Annotated in this window: 23 protein-coding genes; 5 read left to right on the top strand and 18 right to left on the bottom strand. The window is 59.2% G+C overall.

Features of this window, described 5'->3' with window-relative positions; all coding sequences use genetic code 11:
* Positions 1-32: 32 nt before the first annotated feature.
* Genes BLT77_RS13505 through BLT77_RS13515 form a run of 3 tightly spaced genes read left to right on the top strand, consistent with a single transcriptional unit; the run spans position 33 to position 3760 of the window.
* Positions 33-575 carry a paraquat-inducible protein A gene (locus tag BLT77_RS13505; RefSeq protein WP_245709949.1) on the top strand — a complete coding sequence of 181 codons (543 nt, stop codon included), beginning with the start codon at positions 33-35 and terminating at the stop codon, positions 573-575.
* On the top strand, positions 553-1176 hold the full coding sequence (locus tag BLT77_RS13510; protein ID WP_090366214.1) for a paraquat-inducible protein A: 624 nt from the start codon (positions 553-555) through the stop codon (positions 1174-1176). Before BLT77_RS13505 ends, BLT77_RS13510 begins: the two co-directional genes overlap by 23 nt.
* A complete protein-coding gene (locus tag BLT77_RS13515; RefSeq protein ID WP_090366216.1) occupies positions 1166-3760 on the top strand; it encodes an MlaD family protein in 2595 nt (864 codons plus the stop codon). Before BLT77_RS13510 ends, BLT77_RS13515 begins: the two co-directional genes overlap by 11 nt.
* Before the next feature lie 45 nt (positions 3761-3805).
* Here the strand turns inward: BLT77_RS13515 and BLT77_RS13520 are convergent, their stop codons facing one another.
* Positions 3806-5035, bottom strand: coding sequence for a nucleoside recognition domain-containing protein (locus BLT77_RS13520; protein ID WP_425431736.1), 1230 nt, complete (start codon positions 5033-5035; stop codon positions 3806-3808).
* Between the two features lie 69 nt (positions 5036-5104).
* Between BLT77_RS13520 and rsmF the strand changes: the two genes are divergently transcribed.
* Positions 5105-6520 (top strand): 16S rRNA (cytosine(1407)-C(5))-methyltransferase RsmF, encoded by a 1416-nt coding sequence (gene rsmF / locus BLT77_RS13525; protein WP_090366396.1) that lies wholly within the window; start codon positions 5105-5107, stop codon positions 6518-6520.
* Positions 6521-6786: 266 nt separating this feature from the next.
* Here rsmF and BLT77_RS13530 read toward each other — a convergent pair whose 3' ends face one another.
* From BLT77_RS13530 to apbC, 9 genes are all read right to left on the bottom strand, one after another.
* A complete protein-coding gene (locus BLT77_RS13530; protein ID WP_090366218.1) occupies positions 6787-7551 on the bottom strand; it encodes a TatD family hydrolase in 765 nt (254 codons plus the stop codon).
* A gap of 45 nt (positions 7552-7596) precedes the next feature.
* Positions 7597-7920 carry a PilZ domain-containing protein gene (locus BLT77_RS13535; protein ID WP_090366221.1) on the bottom strand — a complete coding sequence of 108 codons (324 nt, stop codon included), beginning with the start codon at positions 7918-7920 and terminating at the stop codon, positions 7597-7599.
* A gap of 21 nt (positions 7921-7941) precedes the next feature.
* Complete coding sequence (gene holB / locus BLT77_RS13540) at positions 7942-8841, bottom strand: DNA polymerase III subunit delta' (RefSeq protein ID WP_090366224.1); 900 nt, start codon at positions 8839-8841, stop codon at positions 7942-7944.
* Positions 8838-9470: a dTMP kinase gene (tmk, locus tag BLT77_RS13545; protein ID WP_090366226.1), complete on the bottom strand. Its 633-nt coding sequence runs from the start codon at positions 9468-9470 to the stop codon at positions 8838-8840. Before tmk ends, holB begins: the two co-directional genes overlap by 4 nt.
* Complete coding sequence (gene mltG, locus BLT77_RS13550) at positions 9470-10480, bottom strand: endolytic transglycosylase MltG (RefSeq protein ID WP_090366228.1); 1011 nt, start codon at positions 10478-10480, stop codon at positions 9470-9472. The genes tmk and mltG overlap by 1 nt, the downstream gene beginning before the upstream one ends.
* Positions 10474-11286: an aminodeoxychorismate lyase gene (gene pabC, locus BLT77_RS13555; protein WP_090366231.1), complete on the bottom strand. Its 813-nt coding sequence runs from the start codon at positions 11284-11286 to the stop codon at positions 10474-10476. The genes mltG and pabC overlap by 7 nt, the downstream gene beginning before the upstream one ends.
* On the bottom strand, positions 11286-11870 hold the full coding sequence (gene dcd, locus BLT77_RS13560) for a dCTP deaminase (RefSeq protein WP_090366233.1): 585 nt from the start codon (positions 11868-11870) through the stop codon (positions 11286-11288). The genes pabC and dcd overlap by 1 nt, the downstream gene beginning before the upstream one ends.
* 52 nt (positions 11871-11922) lie before the next feature.
* Positions 11923-12561 (bottom strand): uridine kinase, encoded by a 639-nt coding sequence (gene udk, locus BLT77_RS13565; RefSeq protein ID WP_090366236.1) that lies wholly within the window; start codon positions 12559-12561, stop codon positions 11923-11925.
* A 64-nt stretch (positions 12562-12625) separates the two neighbouring features.
* Positions 12626-13738 carry an iron-sulfur cluster carrier protein ApbC gene (apbC, locus tag BLT77_RS13570; protein ID WP_090366239.1) on the bottom strand — a complete coding sequence of 371 codons (1113 nt, stop codon included), beginning with the start codon at positions 13736-13738 and terminating at the stop codon, positions 12626-12628.
* A gap of 157 nt (positions 13739-13895) precedes the next feature.
* On the opposite strand from apbC, the gene metG reads away from it, so the two are divergent.
* Positions 13896-15950 (top strand): methionine--tRNA ligase, encoded by a 2055-nt coding sequence (gene metG, locus BLT77_RS13575; RefSeq protein WP_090366241.1) that lies wholly within the window; start codon positions 13896-13898, stop codon positions 15948-15950.
* On the opposite strand, the gene BLT77_RS13580 is transcribed toward metG, so the two are convergent.
* The 8 genes from BLT77_RS13580 to ihfB all read right to left on the bottom strand — a co-directional run bounded on the left by BLT77_RS13580 (position 15943) and on the right by ihfB (position 25153).
* Entirely contained in the window at positions 15943-16629 is a 687-nt protein-coding gene (locus BLT77_RS13580; protein WP_176819315.1) for an oxidase, read from the bottom strand. The genes metG and BLT77_RS13580 overlap by 8 nt on opposite strands.
* 169 nt (positions 16630-16798) lie before the next feature.
* Positions 16799-18610, bottom strand: coding sequence for an AMP-dependent synthetase/ligase (locus BLT77_RS13585; protein WP_245709950.1), 1812 nt, complete (start codon positions 18608-18610; stop codon positions 16799-16801).
* A gap of 327 nt (positions 18611-18937) precedes the next feature.
* Positions 18938-20500, bottom strand: a complete 1563-nt coding sequence (locus BLT77_RS13590; protein WP_090366247.1) for a long-chain-fatty-acid--CoA ligase — start codon at positions 20498-20500, stop codon at positions 18938-18940.
* A gap of 315 nt (positions 20501-20815) precedes the next feature.
* The gene (locus BLT77_RS13595) at positions 20816-21670 is read right to left on the bottom strand and encodes a beta-keto acid cleavage family enzyme (RefSeq protein WP_090366249.1); all 855 of its coding nucleotides are present in this window, start codon (positions 21668-21670) and stop codon (positions 20816-20818) included.
* 386 nt (positions 21671-22056) lie between these two features.
* Positions 22057-22755 (bottom strand): orotidine-5'-phosphate decarboxylase, encoded by a 699-nt coding sequence (gene pyrF / locus BLT77_RS13600; protein ID WP_090366252.1) that lies wholly within the window; start codon positions 22753-22755, stop codon positions 22057-22059.
* Between the two features lie 532 nt (positions 22756-23287).
* Complete coding sequence (lapB, locus tag BLT77_RS13605) at positions 23288-24445, bottom strand: lipopolysaccharide assembly protein LapB (RefSeq protein WP_090366254.1); 1158 nt, start codon at positions 24443-24445, stop codon at positions 23288-23290.
* On the bottom strand, positions 24438-24725 hold the full coding sequence (locus tag BLT77_RS13610; RefSeq protein WP_090366256.1) for a LapA family protein: 288 nt from the start codon (positions 24723-24725) through the stop codon (positions 24438-24440). Before BLT77_RS13610 ends, lapB begins: the two co-directional genes overlap by 8 nt.
* A gap of 140 nt (positions 24726-24865) precedes the next feature.
* Positions 24866-25153, bottom strand: coding sequence for an integration host factor subunit beta (ihfB, locus tag BLT77_RS13615; RefSeq protein WP_028112740.1), 288 nt, complete (start codon positions 25151-25153; stop codon positions 24866-24868).
* Between the last annotated feature and the right edge of the window lie 18 nt (positions 25154-25171).

Consider the following 25171-nt stretch of genomic DNA (forward strand, 5'->3'; position numbering starts at 1 on the left):
AGATAGTTCGTCGCCGGGCACTCCCAAAAGGGATGCGGCTTTTCTGCCCTCGTTGCCAGAGTCGACTGGCCGACTCACCCTACTGTGACCACAGCGCCCTGGCCGCCCTGGCCCTGACAGCCCTGATTCTGTTTATCCCCGCCAACCTGTTGCCGATTCTCGAAGTCAATCTGCTGGGGAGTGTCCGCCAGGCTACCATCGCCTTTGGCGCCGTCATCACCTTTGAGCAGGGGTTCTGGCTGGTGGGCACCGCCATCTTTACCGCCGGAGTGCTGGCGCCGTTGCTGGTACTGATCTCGATACTCGGCCAGCTCATCCTGCTCAAACTCAAGATTGGCAAATCCCTGGCCCGGCAACTGATTAAATGGCACCCGATGCTGGATCAAATCGCAATGCTGGAGGTGTACCTGATCAGCTTCCTGGTGGCGGCATTCAAACTCGGCGATTTCGCCGACCTGCATTATGGTGCCGGTACCTTCTGCTTTATGCTGCTGTTTGTGATTACCTTTTATGTTCAATATGAATACAACCACGACCTGATGTGGCAACGCTATGACCAGACCTATCGACAGTGAGCGCGGCATCGACCGCCAATGGAAGCTGTGCAGCGGTTGCCATAACGTGGTGGCCGAGCTCAGCCACTGTCCGCGATGCCACACCCCGGTGCACCGGCGCAAGCCCAACAGCCTGCAGCACGCCTGGGCGCTGCTGATCACCGCCATGGTGATGCTGGGCCCCGCCAACTTTTACCCCATTACCCAAACCACCAATCAGGGTGTGATGGTGCTCGACACCATCTATACCGGCATTGTGTCTCTGGTGACCTCAGGCATGCTGGGTATCGCCATCATTGTGTTTGTGGCCAGTATCGCGGTTCCGATTCTAAAAATTGCCGGTTTGATGGCGATTCTGTTGACCATCACCCTGAAATGGCGGGTCGGCCGCAAACGGCTGATGTTTTTCTACCACATTATCGAATTTATCGGCCGCTGGTCGATGTTGGATCTGTTTGTGATCGGCATCGTTGCCAGCCTGATCAACATGGGACAGTTGCTGGACGCCAAACCGGCCCCCGCCGCCACCTTTTTTGCCATGGTGATTCTGTTCACCCAATTTGCGGCAAAAGCCATCGATACTCGTTTACTTTGGGATCTTGAAGACGAACATGAACAATAATCAGTCCCCTCGTGTGAGGCGCAAAAAGCTACTCTCTCCCATCTGGATACTGCCGATCCTGGCGGTCATTCTTGGAGCCTGGCTGCTGTTTACCTACATCAAGGAGCAAGGCACCGAGATTCGCATCCAATTCCCCGATGCCAATGGCATCGAAGCCCGCAAGACCCTGGTGAAATACCAGGGTCTGGTGGTCGGAATGGTGCGCGAAGTCGATCTCAGTGGCGACCGCTCATCGGTGAACGTCCTGATTAAGATGGATCACACCGTCGACGACCTCCTCCGTCATGATACCCGTTTCTGGCTGGTGAGCCCCAAGGCGTCCATTACCGGTGTTGAGGGCCTGGATGCGCTCTTCTCCGGCAACTACATCGCCATGAAGCCCGGCGAAGGCAAACGCAGGCTGCGGTTCAATGCCGACACCATGGCACCGGCCTCTGTCGATGACGCGACCATCATTCATCTTGAAGCCGATAAAGGCGGCTCATTGGACGCCGGTTCCAGCGTTTACTACCAACAGATGAAGGTAGGCGACATTCTGCAGTCGGTACTGGATCCGGAAACCAAAAAGGTGCAGGTCACCGCACAAATTGATCGCAGTTATGCCCCGCTGGTCAAGGAAAACTCCCACTTCTGGAACGTTAGCGGGCTAAAAGCCAACGCCTCGCTGTCCGGAGTTAAGGTAGAGCTGGAGAGCCTGGCCTCATTGCTGACCGGTGGCATCGCCTTTGACTCGCCCGAGGTGGGCGAACCGGCGGCCAGCGGTGCCCGATTCAAGCTGTACCCGGATCGAAAAGCCGCCACCCAGGATCACTTTATCAGCTTCAACGCCGACAGTGCCGAGGGGTTGAAGCCCGGCAGCAAGATTCGCCTGCGCGGCGTTGACATCGGCGAACTGACCGACATCAGCGCCGGAGAATACGGAGTGCGACTTAACGCCGCCATCCGCGACAGTTACCGCCACCTGCTGGTCAGCGGCAGCGAGTTCTGGCAGGTCAAGGGGCAACTCTCCCTGACCGGCGCCAAGCACATCGGCAACCTGTTGCTGGGCGACTTCATCAGCGTCGAACCCGGCAGCGGCGAACCGCAATATCGCTTCGAACTGGCCAGTGTCGCACCGGACAGCAGTCGGGACGGTATCGCCCTGACCCTGTACCGCGAGGATGCCGCTGGCCTGAATGTGGGCTCACCGGTTCGCTTTAAGCAACTGCCGGTGGGGGAAGTCACCGGCGTCGACCTGGAGTCAGAGGGCAGCATCGGCATCAAGGTATGGATCAACGCGCCCTATCACCAACTGGTGGGAGAGGATAGCCACTTCTGGCTGGCACAGGGACTGGACATCAGCGCCGATCTCAAAGCCCTGTCAGTCTCCTCCGCCCCGTTCAGCCAGTTGCTCAATGGCGGCATCAGCTTCTCCCGGGCGGCAGCCGCCGACGCCACGCCTGTCCCCCGCTACCCACTGCTGGATGATTTCGAACAGAGCCAGGCCCCGAAACCGTTCTGGGTGCGGCTTAACAGCGACAAGGCCGATGGCCTGGCCATCGGCGCTCCGGTCTATTACCGCCAAATGGAGGTCGGTAACGTCCGCGACCTGCAGCTCAAGGGTGACCAATTTGAGATCAAACTGGCCCTTGAGGGCCGTTATCAGCACCTGATCTCCGACAAGACCCGCTTCTGGAAATACAGTGGCGTCCGCATCAGCGGGTCCCTGACCCAGTTCGAGATCGACACCGCCGCCGCCATGGCCCTGCTGCGCGGCGGCATCGCCTTTGATAACCTCGCCGGCGCCGGCACCGGCGAACGGGACAAATGGTTGTACCTCAACCGCAACGATGCCTTGAGCCCCAAGGTTCGCGCCACCGTCTACCTGGATGCCGATGCCGACATCCAGCAGGGCGCGCCGGTGAAATACCATCAGCAGCAACTGGGCCTGGTGGAACGGTTGCAACTGACCCCGGATCTGAAGCGGCTCAAAGCCACCCTGACGCTGGATCCCCAGTGGCAACAACGCTTCCTGGTGGAGGGAGCCCGCTTCTACGTTGCCGAAGCCCAGCTGGGTCTGACCGGCACCAAAAACGTTGCCAACCTGGTACTGGGCAACCACCTGTCCGCCCTGCCCGGCATCGAAGACGGCCCGCGACAGCGTGAGTTTCAGGCACTGGCCGAGCCCCCGGCACCGGACGAGCATGAGCAGTCACTGCGGTTGGTGCTGACTCAGTCTCAACTGGGCTCGGTCAAGATCGGCAGTCCGGTACTGTATCGGCAGATCACCGTGGGCGAAGTGGTTCGACACGGACTGGCCAAAGATGCCAGCCGGGTGGAGATCACCATCGAACTCAAACCCCGGTATCGTCACCTGGTCAATACCAGTAGCCGCTTCTGGAACGCCAGTGGCCTATCGGTCAAAGTGGGGCTGTTCAGCGGCGCCGAGATTCACACCGAATCCCTGGATACCCTGTTGATGGGCGGCATCGCCTTTGCCACCGAATCCAGCACCACCGACGACAACAAGGTCAAGCCCCTTACCCGCTTTGCCCTGTATGAGCAGGCCGAGAAACAGTGGCTCAGGTGGCGGCCCAGCTTCTAAAACCCAAAAAGGCGCCCGTCGGCGCCTTTTTTGATCCCGTCTCTATCAGCCGTAAAACAGATAAGCCACGGCAATGGCGGCAGAGATGCCAGCCAGATCCGCGGTCAGGCCACAGAATACCGCATGGCGGCCGTTGCGAATCCCCACCGAACCGAAATACACCGCCAACACGTAGAAGGTGGTTTCCGTCGATCCCTGGAACATCGCCGCCAGCCGCCCGGCGAAGGAGTCCGCCCCGTGCACCGCCATGGTTTCCACCATCATCGCCCGGGCCCCTGAGCCACTCAGCGGCTTCATGATGGCGGTGGGCAACGCATCGACGAAGCGGGTGTCCATGCCCAGACCGTGAAATAACGCGGCACAGGCCGACAGCACCCCGTCCAGCGCCCCGGATGCCCGAAACCAACCGATGGCCACCAGCATGGCCAACAGGTAAGGCAGCAGGGTCAACACCACCGACACCCCCTCCTTGGCACCGCCGACAAAGGCATCGTAGGCATTGATTTTTCGATGACTCGCCAACCCCAGGAACACCATCACCACGGCGGCCAGCACCAGGCCACTGATCTGCGACGACACCTGCTCCAGCGCCTGGGCCGACAGCGTCATCAGGTAACTGATGGACGCCAGCAGCGCCGCCAGGGCCACCCCGCCCCACAACACCACGACCCGGTCCAGCAGCCGAATTCGCTGAATACTGGCGACGGCAATCAGACCCGCCAGGGTCGACGCCAGGGTCGCCAGCAAGATGGGAATAAACACATCGGTGGGGTTCGCCGCCCCCTGCTGCGCCCGGTACATAAACACCGTGACCGGCAGCAGGGTGACTGACGAGGTATTGAGTACCAGAAACAGAATCTGGGCATTGGTGGCCACATGGGGAGTAGGATTGAGGCTTTGCAGATCCCGCATCGCCTTCAACCCCATAGGCGTAGCGGCGTTGTCCAGGCCCAAGGCGTTGGCAGCCAGGTTCATGGTCACCGACGCCAGCGCCGGATGGCCCGTTGGCACCTCCGGCATCAACCGCGAAAACAAGGGTGACAGGCGGGCGGCCAGCCACTCCATCAGGCCACACTGCTCGCCGATGCGCATCAGCCCCAGCCACAACGCCAGTACCCCGAGCAAACCGATGGCGATCTCCACCGTTAAGCTGGCCATCTCAAACAACGAGTTGGTCATCTGGGTGAAGATCAGCGCCTGATCATGCATCAGCCACTGCCAGATTCCGGAGACGGTTCCCAAAACAAACAGCCCCAGCCACAATCGATTTAACACCCGGATCCCCTTTTCAAAACCGCTTTATGCTATATTTGGCGCCGTTTTTTCACGATGTTGGTACAGACCATGGCGCACATAAGACAGGATTTCCTCAATTCCATCAGCGAGATCCTACCAGAACACCTTACCATGGACGACTTTGTCCGTTACAGCCAGATGCCCCTGCGCCGATCCATTCGCATCAATACCCTGAAAATCGATTGCCCGTCGTTCATTGAGATGATGCGGCCTAAGGGCTGGCATTTTGAACCTGTGCCTTGGTGCGACAGCGGCTACTGGCTCACCCGTGACGATGAGTCCACCATGTTGGGTAATACCATCGAGCACCTGGCCGGCCTGTTCTACATTCAGGAAGCCTCATCGATGATGCCACCTGCCGCCATGGCCAGTCTGGTGAACAACGCCCAGGCTGTGCTGGATGTGGCCTCGGCACCCGGCTCCAAGACCACTCAACTGGCGGCCTGGATGGATAATGAGGGGGTACTGATCGCCAATGAATACTCCGCATCCCGGCTCAAAGGGCTGCACGCCAACCTGCAGCGACTGGGGATCGGCAACGTTAATCTGACCCACTTCGATGGCCGGGTGTTTGGCCCGACCCTGCCGGAAACCTTCGATGCGGTGCTGCTGGACGCCCCCTGCTCCGGTGAAGGCACCCTGAGAAAGGATCCGGATTCCCTCAATAACTGGTCTCTGGAGTCCACCGAGTCCATTGCCGCCATGCAGCGGGACCTGATCGAATCGGCGTTTGTGGCCCTCAAGCCCGGCGGCGTGCTGGTGTACTCCACCTGTACCCTGAACCACAGAGAAAACCAGGATGTCTGCCACCACCTGCAGCAGCGCTTCCCCGACGCGGTGGCCTTTGAAGACCTGACCGGCCTGTTTGGCGATGCCCATAAGGCGATCACCCGTGAGGGCTTCCTGCACATCTGGCCGCAGGTGTTCGACAGCGAAGGCTTCTTTATTGCCGCCATCCGAAAGACCCAGCCGGTAGACAGCGACTACCGAAAGCCCCGCCTGGGTCGTTTCCCGTTCGGCTTTGCCAGCCGCAAGCAGGCCGAGGAACTGGAGGCGCACCTGCACAGCCAGTTTGGCCTTAGCCTACCGGACAGCCATACCCTGATGAGCCGGGACAAAGAGCTGTGGCTGTTTCCCAAAGGCAGCGATGCCTTTATCGATAAGATTCGAATGCAGCGGCTGGGACTCAAGGTGGCCGAGTGCCACAAACATGGCATCAAGATCAGCCACCAGGCGGTGATGCTGCTGGGCCAGGACAGCCCGTCATCGATGGCATTGGATGACGCTCAGGCAGTGCAGTACCTGCAAGGGCGGGATGTGGCCATGGACAATTCGGACAAACGGAAGGGTGAAGTGATTGTCAGCTATCGGGGCTTTCCTCTGGGGCTGGCCAAATGGGTGAATAACAAACTGAAAAATTCACTGCCCCGGGAGCTGGTCAGGGATAAAGTCGCACTAAAGTAAAGCGGAAAAAGGCAGCATTAAACCAGACAGCGAATCGAACAAAAAAATACGATTCACTGATTGGTCAAAGCAGTTTTTTTCAGCTACCTTTAGATGAGATTTTATACAGGTGCGCTGCGGCGTGCCCGAACAGTTCCCCTAAGCCTGTGACAACTTGGAGTGGTTATGGGCTTTTTTTTGTCTGCAATTTGGCCCGCCGCACCGCCAACCCAGCTTGCACCCATGGTGACGGTCCAATCACCGTCACCATGGCAGCGACAGTCCGATCAACGACGACCGAACAGGGCGTGGAAGTTGTCCCCGGTCTGCTGACACAGCGCGTCGTAAGAGACGTGCTTGAGGTCCGCCACAAACTGGGCCACCTCTTTCACATAGGCCGGCTGGTTCTGCTTGCCCCGGTAAGGCATGGGTGCCAGATAGGGTGAGTCGGTCTCCACCAACAGGCGATCCATGGGCAGTTTTCGCACCACGTCCCGCAGTTGCTCGGCGTTGCGGAAGGTAACGATACCGGAGATGGAGATGTACAACCCCAGATCCAGTGCCGCCTTGGCCATCTCCCAGTTCTCGGTAAAGCAGTGCAACACTCCCTGCACGCCCTGGCCATCTTTAAGAATGCCGATGGTGTCTTCGCGCGCATCCCGGGTGTGAACGATCACCGGCTTGTTAAGTCGGTTGGCCACCTCAATGTGCTCGGCAAACGCCTGCTGTTGATCGGCGATGTTGTCCTTGCTGTAGTAGTAATCCAGCCCGGTTTCACCGATGGCGACCACGCGCGAGTCCGCCGCTTCGCGCTCTAGCCAGTCGCGACAAAATCCCTCTTTAATATCCAGCGGGTGCACCCCGCAGGACAGCAGCACATCCTGATACGGCTCCACCAGAGCCTTCATCTGCTGATAGCCGGCCTGGCTGACGGAGACGCATAACATCTGCTGCACACCGGCATCCCGGGCCCGTTGCACTACGGGGGCCAGCGACTCAGGGGTGGGCTCTTCGGCCAGTCTATCCAGATGGCAATGGGAATCTATCAGCACGGGTGGGTTACTCCGGAAAAAAATAAGGCGACAGAGCTTAAGGGCTTATAGGGTTGAGGTCAATTGGGTAGAGGACAACTGATCTGCCAGTACCTGCTCGATGCGGTGTCGATGGCGACTGTGATCATCGCCAAAGCGTACGCCGACCCCTTGAGGCCGCTCCTTGTCGGCCACCGGATTAAGCCACACCACCACCCCGTCGAAACGATGCTCCTGCGGGTCATCGGGAAGACGATAACTGGCACAGACTCTCTGGCCCAGCTGCCAGGGCGACAAGGAGGGAAAAAACAGCCCGCCTTCGGACAAAAACCCCATGTACGCCAGATACAGCTGATTGGCGTTGGCAAACTGGCAGTGCAATCGCTCCATTGACGCTCCTGTCTTGCGGGGTCAGGCATGGCCCAGAAGTTGCTGGAACACCGCCACATGATTCAAACCCGACTGTAACTGAAAGGTCTGATAGGCATCGGCCACGGCCCGTGCCAGTGGCAAACGGCTGTATACCTGATTGATATAGCTTTTTTGATCTGCTACCAGTTCAATATAGAGCAGTTTCAGCGCCAGCGCCGCGTCGTCGGCATCCAGCTTTACCAGCTCGGCGTCCAGCAGCCCGCTGTGCAGGCTGCGTTGCCAGGCCTGTTGCCAGGCGTCGACTCGTTCCAGACGCTGCTGCTCCATCGCCTGATGCAGCGCCAGCGGTCCCCCCAGCAGCTTCAGGTAGCGGGCCAGTTTCTCCGGCGGCAGCGCCGGCTGGCCGAGATAGGCCTGGCTCTGGCTCAGGGTCGGCGAGGCCACCAACAGACGTTGGCAGCGACTGGCGATGGTCGGCAGCAAGCGGTTAACGTGATCGCTGACCAGCAAAATGTGCACCCCGTCGGCGGGCTCTTCAAGGGTCTTCAGCAGGGCGTTGGCAGAGGCGCCGTTCATGGCATCGGCCTGATGCACCACCACCACCCTTGCCCCGCCCTGATGGGCGGTGTGGGACAGCTCCTGCAGCAAGGCGCGGATCTGTTCCACCTTGATCATCTTGCCATCGGGCTTAAGTTCGATGAAATCCGGGTGATTGCCTGCGGCCAACAGCTGGCAGCCCCGGCACAGACCGCAGTCACTGCCCTGTTCGCACAGCAAGCTGTGGGCCAGCGCCAGCGCCAGGCGGTGTTTGCCCACCCCCTCTCCGCCACACAGCAACCAGCCGTGGCTAAGGCGATGACCGGCGCGCGCCTGTTGCCACAACTGCCAACTGGGAGTCAGCCAGGGCATGGCTGCCAGCGATCCGGGCAGGCTATTCACAGCAGCGCCTTGGCCAGGGCGGCTTCGATGTCCGCCTGTACCTGCTCGATGGTCTGGGAGGCATCGATGGTGACCGTATCGGGATCGGTAGCGGCGTGATCCAGGTAGCACCGCCGGGCCCGCTCAAAGAAATCCAGGCTCTCCAGTTCGATGCGATCCAACTCACCGCGGCCGCGGGCTCGCTCCAGGCCCAGCTTGGGCTCGATGTCCAGGTACAAGGTCAGGCAGGGTTTGAACTGCCCCAGGGTGATGTCGGACAGTCCGGCCACCTCCTGCTCCAGGCCTCGTCCGCCGCCCTGGTAAGCCACCGATGACAGGTTATGGCGGTCGCCTATCACCACCTTACCGGCGGCGATGGCCGGTTTAATCACCGACTCGACCAACTGGGCCCGACAGGCGTACACCATCAACAACTCGGTCAGTGGCGCCATCGCCTCCTGCCGTGGCCGCTTCCAGATCTCGCGAATCTCTTCCGCCAGCGGCGTGCCGCCGGGCTCGCGGGTATTGACCCGCTCCAGATCGGGAAAATGGCGAGCAAACCACTGGTTGACCCGTTCAATGGCAGAGCTTTTACCCGCCCCTTCCAGGCCTTCGATAACCACAAATGAGGGAAACTTCGGTTGATTCATTATCGCTTTCTTATGTATCGGTTAACGGCCCGGTTGTGTTGCTGCAGCGTTTCGGAAAACTGATGGCTGCCATCCCCCCGGGCGACGAAATAGTAATAGTGACTGCTGACCGGCTGTGCCGCCGCCATCAACGCCTCACGGCCGACGATAGCGATGGGTGTCGGTGGCAGGCCGTGAATACGGTAGGTGTTATACGGCGTCATCTGTCTGAGATCCTGTTTACGGATGTTGCCCTGGTAGGCATCGCCCATGCCATAGATCACCGTCGGATCGGTCTGCAACCGCATCCGCTTGTTGAGCCGGTTGACAAACACCGAGCCGATCAGCGGCCGTTCGCTGCCCAGGCCGGTCTCCTTCTCGATGATGGACGCCAGAATCAACATCTCATAGGCCGAGCCAATAGGCAAAGTCGACTGCCTCGACGCCCAGGCACGATCCAACTCCTGATTCAGACGCTCGGCGGCCCGTTTCAGCAGGCCACGGTCGCTGTCACCGGCGTGAAACTGGTAGGTGTCCGGAAAGATCATCCCCTCCGGATTGTCGCCGTCAAAGCCGATCAGCGCCGCCAGTTGCTGCGGAGACTCTACCGTCCGTTGCAGCTGGGGATGGGCCTCAATCCGCTCAAGCGCCTGGGCAACGGTCTCGCCCTCCACCAGGGTAATGCGAAACACTTTCTGGTCGCCGCTGACCAGCATTGCCAGCGTCTGCTTCAGCGATTGAGACGGATCCAGATCATAGGTGCCGGCCTTGATGTGGGCCAGTTGCGGATCCAGCTTGACCGCCAGCTTAATCCAGAACGAGGTCTCTACCCAGCCACGCCCGGACCAGTTATCGGCCACCCGGTTCACACTGTAGCCCTCGGGCAGTCGCCACTCGGTGACTTCGCCCAGTTGCAGTGGCTGGTTCAGTTGCACATCCAGTTGATGCACCAGGTAGGCAGCACCGATAACACCAGCCAGAATCAGGCTGAACAGGGAGAGCACCACCTTGGCGGCCAGAGATTTCAACATAGTAGTAAGCGCTGAATGTCAGAAAAAGAGTGAGGGATAGGCAGCGGACGGCCGTCGATGCCAATTACCGGCACCGCCCCCATTAGAGCATTAGTGATAAAGGCACCGTCACAGCGGTCCAGGTCGGCGCCCACGACATCACGAACCTGCAGCGTCCAGCCATGGTCGGCGGCGCTGCGCAGCAACTGATGACGCATCACCCCTGCCACACCACAGCGGGCCAGCGACGGTGTGATCAGGGTTGAACCCTGAATCAGAAACAGGTTGGCGGCACTGGCTTCGATGATCCGGTTGTCACTGTCGAGCACCAGCAGATCATCGGCGTTGTGTAGCTTCAGTTCCCGCCGCAGCAGCACCTGCTCCAGTCGACCCAGGGTCTTCATGGCCGCCAGCGCCGGTTGCGTCCCGAGGCGCAGTCGGGCGGTATCCAGCGTCACCCCCTGTCGTTGCCACTCCAGGTAGTGCTGCGGGTAGTCGAAGGTCGAGACGATCACCGTCGGCGGGCGATCCAGCAAGGGATCATAGCCACGGCCCTGACAGCCACGGGTGATCACCACCTTGATCACCGCCTCGGACGGGTCGCAGTGAGCCAGCGCCTGATCCAGGGTACGTTGCAGCGAGTCCCAGTCTGGCTGTCCCATCGACAGGCGCTGACAGGCGTGTTGCAACCGCTGACGATGCAACGGCCAGGCCAGGATACGGCCGCCGCTGACCCTCAGGGTGCTGAAGTGGCCATCCCCTAGGTTCAGGCCTCTGTCTGCGGTTGCCAGCTCATCCTTGCGCTGGCCATCGACCCAGTTCGGCATCAGCTGTCCTGGGTGATCCGGCTGGCCACGGCACCCTGTTGATCCCGGTACTTGGCATTGCTGCGCTTATTGTACGGTCGGGCACAGGCCATGTTCAGCTTTTCAAAATTCAGGGCACCGATGGTCATGCCAGGGCGCAGCGCCAGCGGCAGTTTGCCGCTGTTGTAGAACTCCAGCACAATCTGACCGGACCAGCCGGGATCGATGCGGTGGGCGGTCACGTGTACCATCAGGCCCAGGCGGGCCAACGACGAGCGACCATCGAGCCAGCCGACGATGTCCGCCGGCAGAGTCAGCGATTCCAGAGTCGCGCCCAGGGCCAGTTCGCCCGGGTGCAGGTAGAAGGCCTCTCCTTCGCCGATGGCGATCTCGTCGCTCATGACACTGTTCAGCGCCCGCTGAACCTCGTCTCTGGGGCCGGACAGATCGATGGAGGCACAGGTGTGGTCTTTAAACACCCGGAACTTATCGCCCAGGGTCACATCCACGCTGACCCCGGAAATCTTATCCTGGGTCGGTCGTGGTTCCATCACCACCAGGCCGTCGTCCAGGTGCTGTTCAATCTCAATGTCGGTAAGACGCATAGTTCTATCCCTTAAACCTTTGGGTACACTTTTATTATTATTACCGCGGCCGTTAGCTGGCCAGCTGGCGAATCTTGGCTTTGAGGAAATCAATGGCGATGCGGTTTTTACCCCCGCGAGGCACAATGATGTCCGCATGTTGCTTGGAAGGCTCGATAAACTGCATGAACATCGGCCGTACAGTGCGCTGATACTGTTCCAGCACCGAATCCATGGTCCGACCGCGCTCCTCGACGTCGCGACGCACGCGGCGCAGCAGGCAGATGTCCAGCGGCGTGTCCATAAAGATCGACGCGTGCATGTGCTGGCGCAGGTTCGGGTCGGTCAGCAGCAGAATCCCTTCCAGGATGATCACCTTCTTCGGAGTGACCTGGGTGCTCTCCTGCATCCGGGTATGCTCCACGTAGGAGTAGTTGGGAACCTGTACTGACTCGCCGTTACGCAGCGCCGCCAGGTGCTGGCACAGCAACTCATGGTCGAGGGCATTGGGATGGTCGTAGTTGGTTTTAACCCGCTCCTCCATGGACAGGTGACTCTGGTCCTTGTAATAACAATCCTCGGTAATCATGGCAATCTGGTCGGTGCCCAAATCCTGACGCAGATCGTCGCAAATGGTTCTGGCGATGAGGCTCTTGCCAGAAGCTGAGGCACCGGCGATGCCGATGATAACGCATTGTTGTTCATTAACCATGATGTGTACTTCAGATAAAAGTGAAAGAAATAATACTAGTGTGAACCATAGGCGCGCTGGGCGCCTACTCGTCGCAAATCTCGATCTCCAGCGCGGTCGGCTCGGACAGGTTCACCAATGCCGCCGCCGTTTTATGGGCAATCGCCTTGTACTGGGCACTGATGTCGCCGTCGGGATCCGCTACCACGGTCGGGTTGCCACCATCCACCGCTTCACGAATCGCCACGTTCAGCGGCAGTTCGCCCAGCATAGGTACATCGTAACGTTCGGCGGTCGCCTGACCACCGCCAGTGCCAAACGGATGCTCTTTGCTGCCGCACTGACCACAGATGTGGTAACTCATGTTCTCAACAATACCCAGTACCGGAATGTTGACCTTATTGAACATGGTGATGCCTTTGCGGGCATCGGCGGTGGCGATGTCCTGTGGCGTGGTGACCACCACGGCGCCGGCCACCGGCACCTGCTGGGACAGGGTCAGCTGAATGTCACCGGTGCCCGGTGGCATGTCGATGACCAGATAATCCAGATCCGGCCAGTTGGTTTCATTCAACAGTTGCACCAGCGCCCCGGCGGCCATTGGCCCGCGCCAGACGGTCGCCTGGTCTTCGGTGACCATAAAGCCGATGGACATCGCTGCCAGACCATGGGCAAACGCCGGCTCCATGGTTTTGCCGTCGGTACTCACCGGTTGGAAGTCGTTGACGCCCAACATGATCGGCACGGATGGGCCGTAGATGTCAGCGTCCAGCAGTCCCACTCGGGCGCCTTCGCTGGCCAGGGCCAGGGCCAGGTTAACCGCAGTGGTGGACTTGCCGACGCCGCCCTTACCGGAGGAAACCGCAACGATGTTCTTCACCCCTTTGACGGCTTCCGCCTGTCCTTCGGCCTGCACCTGGGGAACGCTGAGTCCGATCTCGCACTCCACCTCGTCAATCTCTTCGAGTTTGGCCAGGGCATTGGTCAGGGCCATCACCCGCTGGCGGTATTTACTCTGACAGGGATAGGGGTACACCAATCCAAGCTTGAGGCAACGACCGTCGAGGTCGAGGCTGCGCACCAGACCGGCTTCAACCAGGTTCTGATTCAGGAAAGGATCGATTTGGGTGGAAAGGATGGACAGAACCTTGGCAGAGAGGGCCTCGGGCAGCTGATCGTTAATGGGATTCGGATTCACGCTCACGCTCCGTACTGAGAGATTGCGCCAAGTGTACCAGAACTCTCCTCTTTCGCGTGTGCAATATGCAAGCAACAACACACTGGATGGATGAAAATGCGCCGTCTATCGGTTAAACTGGCTGTTCTTCCGTAATTCACTGCATGCAAGAGATAAAATGGCATCTCCACAAAGAAAGATTCTGGTTACCAGCGCCCTCCCCTACGCCAACGGTCCGATTCACCTGGGACACATGTTGGAGTACATCCAAACCGACATCTGGTCTCGTTTCCAGAAACTCAGAGGGCACCACTGTACCTACGTCTGTGCCGACGATGCCCACGGCACTCCGATTATGTTGAAAGCCCAGCAGCTGGGCATGACACCGGAGCAGATGATCGCCGAGGTGGCCAAAGAGCATCAGGCCGATTTTGCCGAGTTTCAGATTGGTTTCGACAACTACCACTCCACGCACAGTGAAGAGAACCGCGAATTTGCCAGCCTGATCTACACCCGTCTTAACGACGCCGGCTACATCAAAACCAACACCATCAGCCAGTTGTTTGATCCGGAAAAAGAGATGTTCCTGCCGGACCGTTTCGTCAAAGGCACCTGCCCTAAGTGCGACAGCGATGACCAGAACGGCGACAACTGCGACAACTGTGGCGCCACCTACAGCCCGACGGATCTGAAGAACCCCAAATCCGTGGTCTCCGGTGCTACTCCGATCCTGCGTGATTCCGAGCACTTCTTCTTCGACCTGCCGGCCTTCAAAGAGATGCTGCAAGCCTGGACCCGTTCCGGCTCGCTGCAGGAGGAGATGGCCAACAAACTGCAGGAGTGGTTTGAGCAGGGCCTGCAGAAGTGGGACATCAGCCGCGATAAGCCCTACTTCGGCTTCGACATTCCCGGCACCAACGGCGAGAAGTTCTTCTACGTCTGGCTGGATGCGCCTATTGGCTACATGGGCTCGTTCAAGAACCTGTGTGACAAGCGCGATGATCTGAATTTCGATGACTACTTCAAGGCCGACTCCGACGCCGAGTTGTACCACTTCATCGGTAAGGACATCATCTACTTCCACAGCCTGTTCTGGCCTGCGATGCTCGATGGTGCCGGTTTCCGTAAACCCACCAGTGTCTATGCCCACGGTTACGTCACCGTCAACGGTGCCAAGATGTCCAAGTCCCGCGGCACCTTTATCAAGGCCCGCACCTACCTGGATCACCTCAACCCCGAGTACCTGCGTTACTACTACGCCGCCAAGCTCAACAACCGCATCGACGATCTGGATCTGAACCTGGAGGACTTTACCCAGCGGGTAAACTCCGATGTGGTCGGCAAGCTGGTGAACATCGCCTCCCGTACCGCCGGTTTCATCAGCAAGCGCTTCGACGGCAAGTTGTCCGAGCAAGTCGATGCCCCTGAGTTGCTGGCCGAGTTCCAGGCCGCCCAGGACAGCATCGCCGAATGCTACGAAGGCCGCGAGTTCAGCCGCGCCATGCGCGAAATCATGGCACTGGCGGACAAGGCCAACGGCTACATCGCCGATATGGCGCCGTGGCAGTTGGTGAAACAGGATGGCCAGGAAGACAAGGCCCATCAGGTCTGCTCCATGGGCATTCACCTGTTCCGCATCCTGATGATCTACCTCAAGCCGGTACTGCCGCAGATGGCCAGCGACGTCGAGGCGTTCCTGGGCAGCGAACTGACCTGGGACGGCATCAACACCACCCTGACCGGTCACGGCATCAACAAGTTCAAGCCGCTGATTCAACGCGTGGAAACCGACAAGGTTGCGGCCATGGTCGATGCATCCAAAGAGAACCTGGTGGTTGAAGCGCCTAAGGCGCCGGCTGCCGAGGCAGAGGGTGACAACGACGAGCTGGCCAAAGACCCCATCGCCGACACCGTCAGCTTTGACGATTTCATGAAGGTGGATCTTCGCGTCGCCCGTATCGCCAAGGCCGAGCATGTCGAAAAGGCCAAGAAACTGCTGAAGCTGCAGCTGGACTTGGGCGGTGAAACCAAACAGGTGTTTGCCGGCATCAAATCCGCCTACGCTCCGGAAGATCTCGAAGGCCGCCTGACGGTGATGGTCGCTAACCTGGCCCCCCGTGAGATGAAGTTCGGTGTCTCCGAAGGCATGGTGCTGGCCGCCGGCCCGGGTAAGGATGAACTCTACATCCTGTCGCCGGACTCCGGTGCCAAACCTGGCATGCGCATCAAGTAAGCCGAGTCTCCTCAAGCCCCGCCATCGAGCGGGGCTTTTTGATGGCACTCTCCGCCGATGGCTGCAACGCCATCGCCGCCATTCGCCCGCTGAAGTAGAGCCAGGTGACGGCGCCGATAAACTTAAACCCCTCCTCCACCACCTGCACGTGGGCGTAATCCATGGGAAGCCGGTTCTGAATCAGATCGGTGACGATGGACAACGCCAGCAAGCCGCCTGCCAGCAAGAAGGCAAACCCCTGGCTGGAGACTATGGTGCGAAAATGGCGCGCCACCAACGCCAGCGCAAACAGGGCGTAGGCCAGATAGCAGATCTTCTGGTTGACGTAGCGGTCGTGGATCATAAAGAAGTCGTCAATGGCCAGCATCGATGACAACGCCGCCATCAGCAGCAACAGCTCGCCATGCCTTCGCCCCCGGCCACACCACAGGGCGAACACCAGGATGGCGGTAGCCGACACCCAGACCCAGGTACCGATGTTGGACAAAAAGCCCAGAAAACTGGACTGACCGCTCTGCTGGGCCGGATCCCGCAATATCTCCATCAGTTCAAATCCGGCGGCAGACATCGTCATCAGCGACAGGGCGTAAAACAGCAATGCAGGGACACAGGCATACAACAGGCAACGCAAAGCGCGGTCACGGCACAGCAGAAAAGCGAGTATCTGTTTTGGGGGCATGGCAACTCATCCATTACTCAGGCGGTGCGGCATCCTGACCTTAACAGCTTGAAACAACGTTCCCAAAATAACGACTTGAGTATGTCCCCTGCGCCGCAGTTTCGCCAATCCCGGCCACAAAAAAGCCCCCGCCGGCGTGAACCGGCGAGGGCGCTGTGGGTCATTCCACTCAGTGCTTGCGGTGATACATCGCTTCGATCTCTTTGGCAAACACTTCGCCAATCACTTTGCGGCGCAGTTTCAGGGTTGGCGTCAGTTCGCCCTTGTCCATGCTGAACGGCCGCGGCAGCAGGCAGATCTGCTTCACCCGCTCGTAGCGGGCCAGATCGGTCTGCAGGGCATCGATGCGCTGCTGGATCTCCGCTTGCGCCTCGGGCAGGCTGACCAGCTCATGGTCGCTGCCAAACGACAATCCCTGGGCAGTCGCCCACTCGGTCAGCAGCTCGAAGTTAGGCACAATCAACGCCGACACAAAGTTGCGGCTGTCGGCGATGATGGCCACCTGTTCCACCATCGGCTCCAGGGTCACCACCCCTTCGACCCGCTGCGGGGCGATGTACTTACCGTTGGAGGTTTTCATCAGCTCCTTGATGCGATCGGTGATGTGCAGAAAGCCATCGTTGTCCAGGTAACCGGCATCACCGGTCTTGTACCAGCCATCCACAAACGCCGCCGCGGTGTCTTCCGGCCGGTTGTAATAGCCCGCCATCACGGTATCGGCTTTCACCAGTACCTCGTCATCCTCTCCGATCCGCAGTTGCAGATCCGGCAGCGGCAGACCGACGCCGGAGGTGGCGATGCGATCCAGCCGGTTACAGGTTGCGGTTGCGGTGGTCTCGGTGGCACCGTATCCTGCCAGCACTGGAATGCCGATGTACTGGAAGAAAGCGTTGACCTTGTCATCCAACCGGGCGCCTCCGGCGGACATAAACAGCAGGTTGCCCCCCAGAGCCTCGCGCAGCTTGCCCAGCACCAGTTTGTCGGCGATTCGAAGGTACCAGGCAGAGATGCCGGCGCGTTTGCGTCCGGCCTGATCGGCCTGGAACTGGCGCCGGCCCTGACGAAGAGACCAGGCAAAGATCAGCCGCTTATGCCACGGCGCACTCTGAACCTTGCCCATTACCGCGCCGTGGACCTTTTCAAACAGGCGCGGTACCGCGCACATCACCTGAGGCTTGACCTCCACCAACGCCTGTTGCACCGCAGCAGGATCATTGAGGTAGGCGTTACAACCACCACTGCACAGCATGTACAGGCTCCAACCACGCTCATAGACGTGGGACAGTGGCAGGAATGACAATGACAGGGTGCCCGGTTTCACCGGTACCACCTGTTGATGCTGCTGCACCAGGGCGGCAAAGTTGCGGTGGTTGAGCATCACGCCCTTGGGTTCACCCGTGGTACCCGAGGTGTAGATCAGGGTGAATAACTCTTCCAGATCCGGACTCTGCTGCAAGGTGCGCAGGGTGTTGAGGTGCTGCAGGTGGGCATCGGTAAACAGGTCGGACAGGGTCAATACCGTCAGGGAGGTACTGGCAGCATCCACGTCGATGGCATCGCTCATGGCCACCACCGTGGTCAGGGTCGGACACTCGGCAGCCACTGCCAGCGCCTTGTTGTACTGCTCCTGATCGCCGACAAACAGAATGCTGATGCCGGCATCGTTGACGATGTAACCGGTCTGCTCCTCGGTATTGGTAGAGTAGATCGGCACACTGACCGCCCGCAGTTGCAGCAGAGCCAGATCCGTTTGCACCCAGGCAAGGCTGTTGGCACTGAAGATACCGACCCGATCCTGAACCTTCACCCCCAGCTCCAGCAGCGAACACGCCAGTTGGTTGATCTGTTTAGCCAGTTCGGACCAGGTCAGGGTCCGCCACTGCGCCTGATGCTGGTATTGGAGTACCGGCTCGTTGGGGCGCTCGGCAATCTGTTTCTGGATCAGGCGGGATAAGTGAAAAGGATTCAATGAAGTAGGCATAATCTGTCCCATTTGGTGAGTACAGGAATGCTAAGTAAAGTCCGAGCCGAAGCCCACCCCGTCAGGGCTGATAACCGATCCGGATCACACTCGAATCGGTCGATTGCTGCCATCGCACACAATGTGGCCGCATTCAGCGGATGTGGTACTCAAATGGCGTAAGCGCTGACCGGCGCTTAACGACCTGGCAAAGCTTGCCGCAAGTTGAAAAACCCGGAGGCTCGTTGATCGATCCGGGGGCAATCGGGTGGTGGTGAAGCCTCCCTTTGCCACCGAACCTATGCCCGTTATCCAGTCGGCTAACTGCCGTCCCCGGCCACGCCCCAATCAGTTAACCCGGCGCCGGTGCCCTTGCCAGTAAGGCGCACGCAGATCCGCTTTTCGAAGTTTGCCGGCGCCGGTAATGGGAAACGGTTCGCGTCGAAACTCCACCGAACGGGGGGACTTGTAATGGGCGATCTGCTGATGGCAGAAGCCAATCAGCTCGTCCTGGGACAGGCGTTGACCCTCCTTTAAACGGACAATTGCATGCACCTGCTCGCCCCACTGCTCACTGGGGATGCCGATCACCACTACTTCGCTGATGGCATCGTGGCGGGACAAGGCACTTTCCACCTCCGCCGAATAGACATTTTCGCCCCCGGTTACGATCATGTCTTTAACCCGATCCACCAGGAACAGGAAGCCATCCTCATCGAGGTATCCGGCATCGCCGGTGTGAATCCAGCCGTCGATCATCACCGCTTCGCTCTCTTTCGGCTTCTTCCAGTAACCCATCATGGTGTTACCGCCCCGAACCCGCACCTCTCCCACCGTACCCACGGCACACGGCTGATGCAGGGGATCCACCACCTCCACTTCTACACAGACACCGGCTCGGCCGGCGGAGCGAATTTTGCCCGACTTGGGCCCCTCCAGAACATGGTACTCCGAGGGCAGGATGGTGGCGATGGGCGCCAGCTCAGTCTGACCATAGGCCTGCATAAAGGCCACCCGGGGCATCTGCTCCATCGCCTGGCGCAGGGTGCCCTCCGGCATGGGTGAGGCCCCATACACCACCGATTGCAGGCTGCTGATGTCGGCGGAATCCAGCTCACCGCTTCCCAGCAGCATGTTGATCATCGTTGGCACCAGCAGGGTGTGCGTAATTCGATGGGCAGCGATGGCCGCCACCAACGGCTGGCAGGCAAAGGCGGGAATAAACACCTGGGTGGCCCCACAGATGGTACTGGCGTAAGACATGGCGATGTCCGCGGCATGAAACATCGGCGCCGCATGCAGGTAGCGCATCCCGGGTTGGTTCATCTCCATCCCCAGGGCCGCCGACACGCTCGACACCCACAGATTGGTGTGGGACAGCATCACCCCCTTGGGAAAACCGGTGGTGCCGCCGGTGTAGTAGATCCCCGCCAGCTGATCTTTGCCCACACACTGGTCGTCGATGGGCGGCTGATGAGCCAGCGCCTGCTCGCTGTTGACCATCCCCGCCGGCGTGGTTTTATCACCGATATACAGGCAGGTATGCAGGCTGGCTACCTGGGGCAGAACCTGTTCCGCCGCAGCGGCAAAAGCATCATCCACCACCAGTACGCCGGCACCGGAGTCTTCCAGGGAGTAGACGTGTTCCTTTACCGACCATCGAATATTCAGTGGCACCAGTACCGCACCGGCCCAGGCGACGGCAAAAAAGTACTCATAATAACGATCGCTGTTCAGCGCCAGTACCGCCACCCTGTCGCCCCGGGACACGCCATGGGCCTGCAGCACCGCTGCCAGACCGGCCACCCGTTGCCGCAGCTGTTGCCAGCTGTGTTGGCGCTCGCCGCAGATGGTGGCCACCCCATTGGGCTGGATTTGGGCCGCGCGCTTGATCATTTGGGTTAATTGCATCCTTGTCTCCATTGTCGATTGCCCCCGCGTCGGGGAATCGGCCTGTGCTGCCAAGGCCGGTTTTATGCCGCTGTGGCATCGATGTCTGCTTGTTACTGCTGTTACAGGCCCGGATTGAATGGCCGGGTCACGTCCACCGCTGTAAGCATAGCCTTAGATGTTGTCGTTACTCTTCAAGCGGTTCCCCTCCGGCTTCACCAGCCGGGTCCTGGCCACAACGAAACCACGGGCCCCGGGCCCCGGGCCGAACAGTCCGGCGGGCAACCCAACCCCTTGCGATTTCGGCACGCCCGGATAATCCCCGGGTATTTTGGCTTACAGGAACAGCGCCCGGGCCTCGTCTGGCGACGCCACCTGGCGGCCCGCCTCCTGCGCCAGCGCGGCCATGGCGGCTATCAGATCGCCGTTGCCCCTGGCCCGCTCGCCACTGGGCAGATAGAAGGTGTCCTCCAGACCGGTGCGAAGCTGGCCTCCCATCTCTGCCGTGGCCCGGTGAACATCCCAGATCTCCTGACGGCCAATCACCGTCGACTGCCATAGGGCGCCGGGCTTCATGTACTTGTGCAGCAGAGGCAGCAACTCGGCATCGGCGGGCATCCCCGAGGCCACCCCCAGCACCAGGTTGTAGTTGGCTTTGTCGATCATCCCCACGTCTTCAAACATTCCCACCGAGCGCACAATGCCAAGATCAAAACACTCAAATTCGGGCCGAACCCTGACCTGCCGACACACCTCCAGCAGTTCCTCAATTTTATCCACCGGGTTTTCAAACACCATCGGCGCCCAGGCCCAGCGACCGTCACGACGGGTTTTAAGGTAGTTGAGGCTGCCGGCGTTACAGGCCGCGATCTCCGGCCGGCCGGCGCGAATGCACGCCAGTGGTCCCTGTTGATCCCGGTTGATGGTGCCGGTGGAGAAGTTCAACAACACCCCGGGGCAAGCCTGGCGAATGGCGTCGGCAATGGCACAAGCCACCTCCGGGTCCCAGCTGGGCAGGTGCCCCTTGCCCGGTTCCTGACGACGAAAATGGATGTGCATTACGCTGGCGCCCGCCTCGTACGCCTGACGCGCTTCCCGGGCCATCTGGGTTACCGTCACCGGCACCGGGTGCTGGCCGGGATCGGTCAGCACTCCGGTCAGGGCACAGGTGATCACTACCTTGTCGGACATGACACTTCTCCTTGTTGAATGCCTCAAGATACCAAGCGCTTGCTTGGGTGCGCAAGTACTGATCGCTGATCGGCGCATCCCGGCAAGGGCTCGCTGACGACCGGAGTCGCTGGCGGGGCATCAATGACAGTGAGGAAAGGCTTTGGCCGGCTCGACGTCGAGACTGTCGCGACGGCAACGACGGATGACCGGGCATCAGATAGAGGGAGAGTGCGCGAAATCGGCCGGCTACGGCGACTGACCTGCGGCCCTACCGGCCTGGCGGTGGCGCCGGCTGATGCGGTCGCCCTACTCCGGCCACCGCAATCTCTATCGGTGACCCTCTTTTTTGCCAGCCGGCATAAAAAAAGGAGCCCTACGGCTCCTTATGATTCTTGACGCGGCCCTTAATTCAGGCTCGCGTTGATGGCCAGCAGCGTCTGCCGCGGATCCGCCGATTGGGTGATGGGGCGACCAATTACCAGGTAATCGCTACCGGCAGCCACGGCCTGCGGCGGTGTCATGACCCGCTTTTGATCGCCTTTGTCGCTGCCCTCGGGGCGGATGCCCGGAGTCACCAGACAAAACGCCTGCCCCAGCTCTGCCTTGAGGCGGCTGGCTTCCCGAGCCGAGCAGACCACACCATCCAGGCCAGAGTCTTTAGCCAGCCGCGCCAGCGCCAGCACATGCTCCTCGGCGCTGCGGGTCACCCCCAGTTCGGCCAGCTCAGACTCCTCCATGCTGGTCAGCATGGTCACCGCAATCAACAACGGTGCCTTGTCGCCATAGGGTGCCAGCGCCTCTGCCGCGGCACGCATCATGCGACTGCCACCGGCGGCATGAACGTTCACCATCCACACCCCCAGTTCGGCCGCGGCGGTTACCGCTTTGGCTACGGTATTGGGGATATCGTGAAACTTAAGGTCCAAAAACACGTCGAAGCCGCGCTCAACCAGCTGGCGGACAAACTGAGGACCAAAGGAGGTAAACAGCTCTTTACCCACTTTTAACCGGCACTGATCGGCGTCAATGCTGTCTACAAACGCCAATGCGTCGTCGATGTTATTAAAATCCAGAGCAACGAGTACCTTAGGGTTCACTTGCATCAATGTCTCCAGGTTGTAGGGTAGTAGTTATTGGTATTAGGGGCTGTTGAGCTTTGCTGATGAGAATTTGGCCGAGGATGACGGCAGCCAATCAAGGCGTTCGATCGTAGGCATAGTGGCTCTACGTCAAGATCGAATAACGCAGTTTGGTTGTCGTCAGGCCGGCCCCGTAGGGCGCGACGAAACTCCTCTAACACACTCTCACCTTAAGCAATCTCTGAGCGCCTAGGTTTTGCAGCACGCAAACCTTGGCGCAAAAATATTCAGTAACGTTCAACAGGCCCTGGGGCGTATTTATCTTTGGTGTTTAGAATTTGGCCAAGGATGACGGCAACCAATCAAGAAGTTCGATTGTAGGCATAGTGGTTCTACGTCAAAATCGAACGACGTCGAGTGGTTGTCGTCAGTCCGGCCCCGTAGGGCGCTCTTATCAACTAAATTTCCAGCTCATTTGGAGCGAACACCCAACATCCTGATACAGCAATGGTCAGATGCTGCGCAATAATAATCAGCAAAGTTTAACACGCCCTGTTCATTCGCCGTCCAAACCGCGAATGCGCTTGCCTTCACCCCAGCTTTTGCAGGAGGGACATTGCCAGTACAGGCTGTGTGAAGGAAAACCGCAGCGGTGACAGCGATAGATGGGTCGCAGTTTAATCTGGGCTTCCACCAGCTTTGACAGCAGGTCGACCCGCTCCCGCCCCTGGCCCAGCTGCAACTGCTCCAGCTGCAGCTTCATCAGGTGATGGAAGCCGCGCATGGTGGGCTGGCGCCTAAGCTGGTCCAGCAGCAACGACTCCGCCTCCTGAGGACCGAGGTTCTCGGCGGTGCGATCCACCAGCTTCAACAGGCAGCTGACGTTGCCATCGCGCTCCAAAATGGAGTGCAGCAGATTAATAAACTGGTCGTCCAGATTGAGGGCTGCGTAGATCGCCTCGGCCTGATCCAACACTTCAGGCATCATCTCTGGCGCCGTGGCGGCAATCTGGTTCACCAGCTTCAGCGCGCCGGCCCGGTCCTGCTCCTGCAGCAGCGACACCTTGGCAATCATCGCCCGCACGCAGCGGCTGTCCGTCGACAGCGCCTTGTCCAGCAACTTACTCTGCTCCACTGGATCCGTGGCCAGCTGCGCCAGTTCACAGTAGTAGTGGGCGACAATGGGTTTGAGCTCCTTGCGGCTGACGCGGCCAAACTTGCGCGCCACCTTGATCGCCTTCCACCACTCCTTGGTGGCCTGATAGATGTGCAGCAGTTGCCGCTCGGCGTCTTCGCTGTGATCCGGCTCTTTGATCAGCTTCAGGAACAGATCTTCGGCCCGATCGTACAGGCCGGCAGCCAGGTAGTCTTTACCCAGCTCCATCATGGCGGCATCGCGCTGCTCCGGCAGCAGGTGTGGCCGGGCGATGAGGTTCTGGTGGATACGGATGGAGCGGTCTACCTCTCCGCGCTTGCGGAACAGGTTACCGAGGGACAAATGGGTTTCAAAGGTCTCTTCGTCCACCTGCAGCAGCTCAATAAAGAGATCCACCGCCTTGTCGGGCTGATCCGACAGCAGGAAATTCAGGCCTTCGAAGTAGTTTTTGGAAAATACCTGAGCTTTTTTACGCTCTGACTGACCAGCACTGCGCTGGCCCATATACCAACCATACGCGGCAGCAATGGGCAACAGAAGAAATACCAGTTCAAGCATCAGTATCGATAGACTCTAGCTCAGCAAGACGCTTTTCCAGCTGGTGATTCTTGGCGGTCACTCGGTTGAGCTTGAAGCGTTGACGCACCATCAGCAACATGGTGATCAACCAGCTGATCAGGAAGCCACCGAAGAAGGTCACCGCCAGTACCATTGGCAGGGAAAACTCACCGCGGGCGATGAAATAGTTCAGTGTCACCAGTTGATCGTTGCGGGCGCCAAAGGCCATAGCAACCAGAAAGAAAACAGCCACCAAGGCAGTGATAAGCAACGCTTTCACAATGGCTCCTTTAGAGCGTCATGGAATTAGAAAGATTATCTAATAAAAAGAAATATATGACCAGCACGATCTGGCCTCGCCCGACAGGGCGATAACGGCAGATACAAAAAGCCCCCGCAGATGCGAGGGCTTTCAATCAATCAACCTAGGTTACTGTTTACGCGTTCGCGTAACTCCTTACCCGGTTTGAAATGAGGTACGTACTTGCCAGTCAGCTCAACCGCATCCCCGGTTTTGGGGTTACGGCCAGTCCGTGGAGCCCGATAATGGAGAGAAAAGCTCCCGAAGCCGCGAATCTCAATGCGATCGCCTTGCTCCAGGGTAGTTGCCATCTGCTCCAGCATCTCTTTAATTGCACCTTCCACTTCTTTTCCGGATAGGTGCGACTGTTTACTGGCCAATCTTTCGATAAGTTCGGATTTTGTCATCCTCGCTCTCCTACAAGC

The organism is Ferrimonas sediminum, from assembly GCF_900100175.1.
Classification (GTDB): Bacteria; Pseudomonadota; Gammaproteobacteria; order Enterobacterales; family Shewanellaceae; genus Ferrimonas; species Ferrimonas sediminum.

Coding starts and splice junctions, on each gene's coding strand:
- BLT77_RS13505 (WP_245709949.1), top strand. CDS start 33: ATGCGGCTTTTCTGCCCTCGTTGCCAGAGTCGACTGGCCGACTCACCC.
- BLT77_RS13510 (WP_090366214.1), top strand. CDS start 553: ATGACCAGACCTATCGACAGTGAGCGCGGCATCGACCGCCAATGGAAG.
- BLT77_RS13515 (WP_090366216.1), top strand. CDS start 1,166: ATGAACAATAATCAGTCCCCTCGTGTGAGGCGCAAAAAGCTACTCTCT.
- rsmF (WP_090366396.1), top strand. CDS start 5,105: ATGGCGCACATAAGACAGGATTTCCTCAATTCCATCAGCGAGATCCTA.
- BLT77_RS13535 (WP_090366221.1), bottom strand. CDS start 7,920: ATGGAGCGATTGCACTGCCAGTTTGCCAACGCCAATCAGCTGTATCTG.
- tmk (WP_090366226.1), bottom strand. CDS start 9,470: ATGAATCAACCGAAGTTTCCCTCATTTGTGGTTATCGAAGGCCTGGAA.
- mltG (WP_090366228.1), bottom strand. CDS start 10,480: ATGTTGAAATCTCTGGCCGCCAAGGTGGTGCTCTCCCTGTTCAGCCTG.
- pabC (WP_090366231.1), bottom strand. CDS start 11,286: ATGCCGAACTGGGTCGATGGCCAGCGCAAGGATGAGCTGGCAACCGCA.
- dcd (WP_090366233.1), bottom strand. CDS start 11,870: ATGCGTCTTACCGACATTGAGATTGAACAGCACCTGGACGACGGCCTG.
- udk (WP_090366236.1), bottom strand. CDS start 12,561: ATGGTTAATGAACAACAATGCGTTATCATCGGCATCGCCGGTGCCTCA.
- metG (WP_090366241.1), top strand. CDS start 13,896: ATGGCATCTCCACAAAGAAAGATTCTGGTTACCAGCGCCCTCCCCTAC.
- BLT77_RS13580 (WP_176819315.1), bottom strand. CDS start 16,629: ATGCCCCCAAAACAGATACTCGCTTTTCTGCTGTGCCGTGACCGCGCT.
- BLT77_RS13585 (WP_245709950.1), bottom strand. CDS start 18,610: ATGCCTACTTCATTGAATCCTTTTCACTTATCCCGCCTGATCCAGAAA.
- BLT77_RS13590 (WP_090366247.1), bottom strand. CDS start 20,500: ATGCAATTAACCCAAATGATCAAGCGCGCGGCCCAAATCCAGCCCAAT.
- BLT77_RS13595 (WP_090366249.1), bottom strand. CDS start 21,670: ATGTCCGACAAGGTAGTGATCACCTGTGCCCTGACCGGAGTGCTGACC.
- pyrF (WP_090366252.1), bottom strand. CDS start 22,755: ATGCAAGTGAACCCTAAGGTACTCGTTGCTCTGGATTTTAATAACATC.
- lapB (WP_090366254.1), bottom strand. CDS start 24,445: ATGCTTGAACTGGTATTTCTTCTGTTGCCCATTGCTGCCGCGTATGGT.
- ihfB (WP_028112740.1), bottom strand. CDS start 25,153: ATGACAAAATCCGAACTTATCGAAAGATTGGCCAGTAAACAGTCGCAC.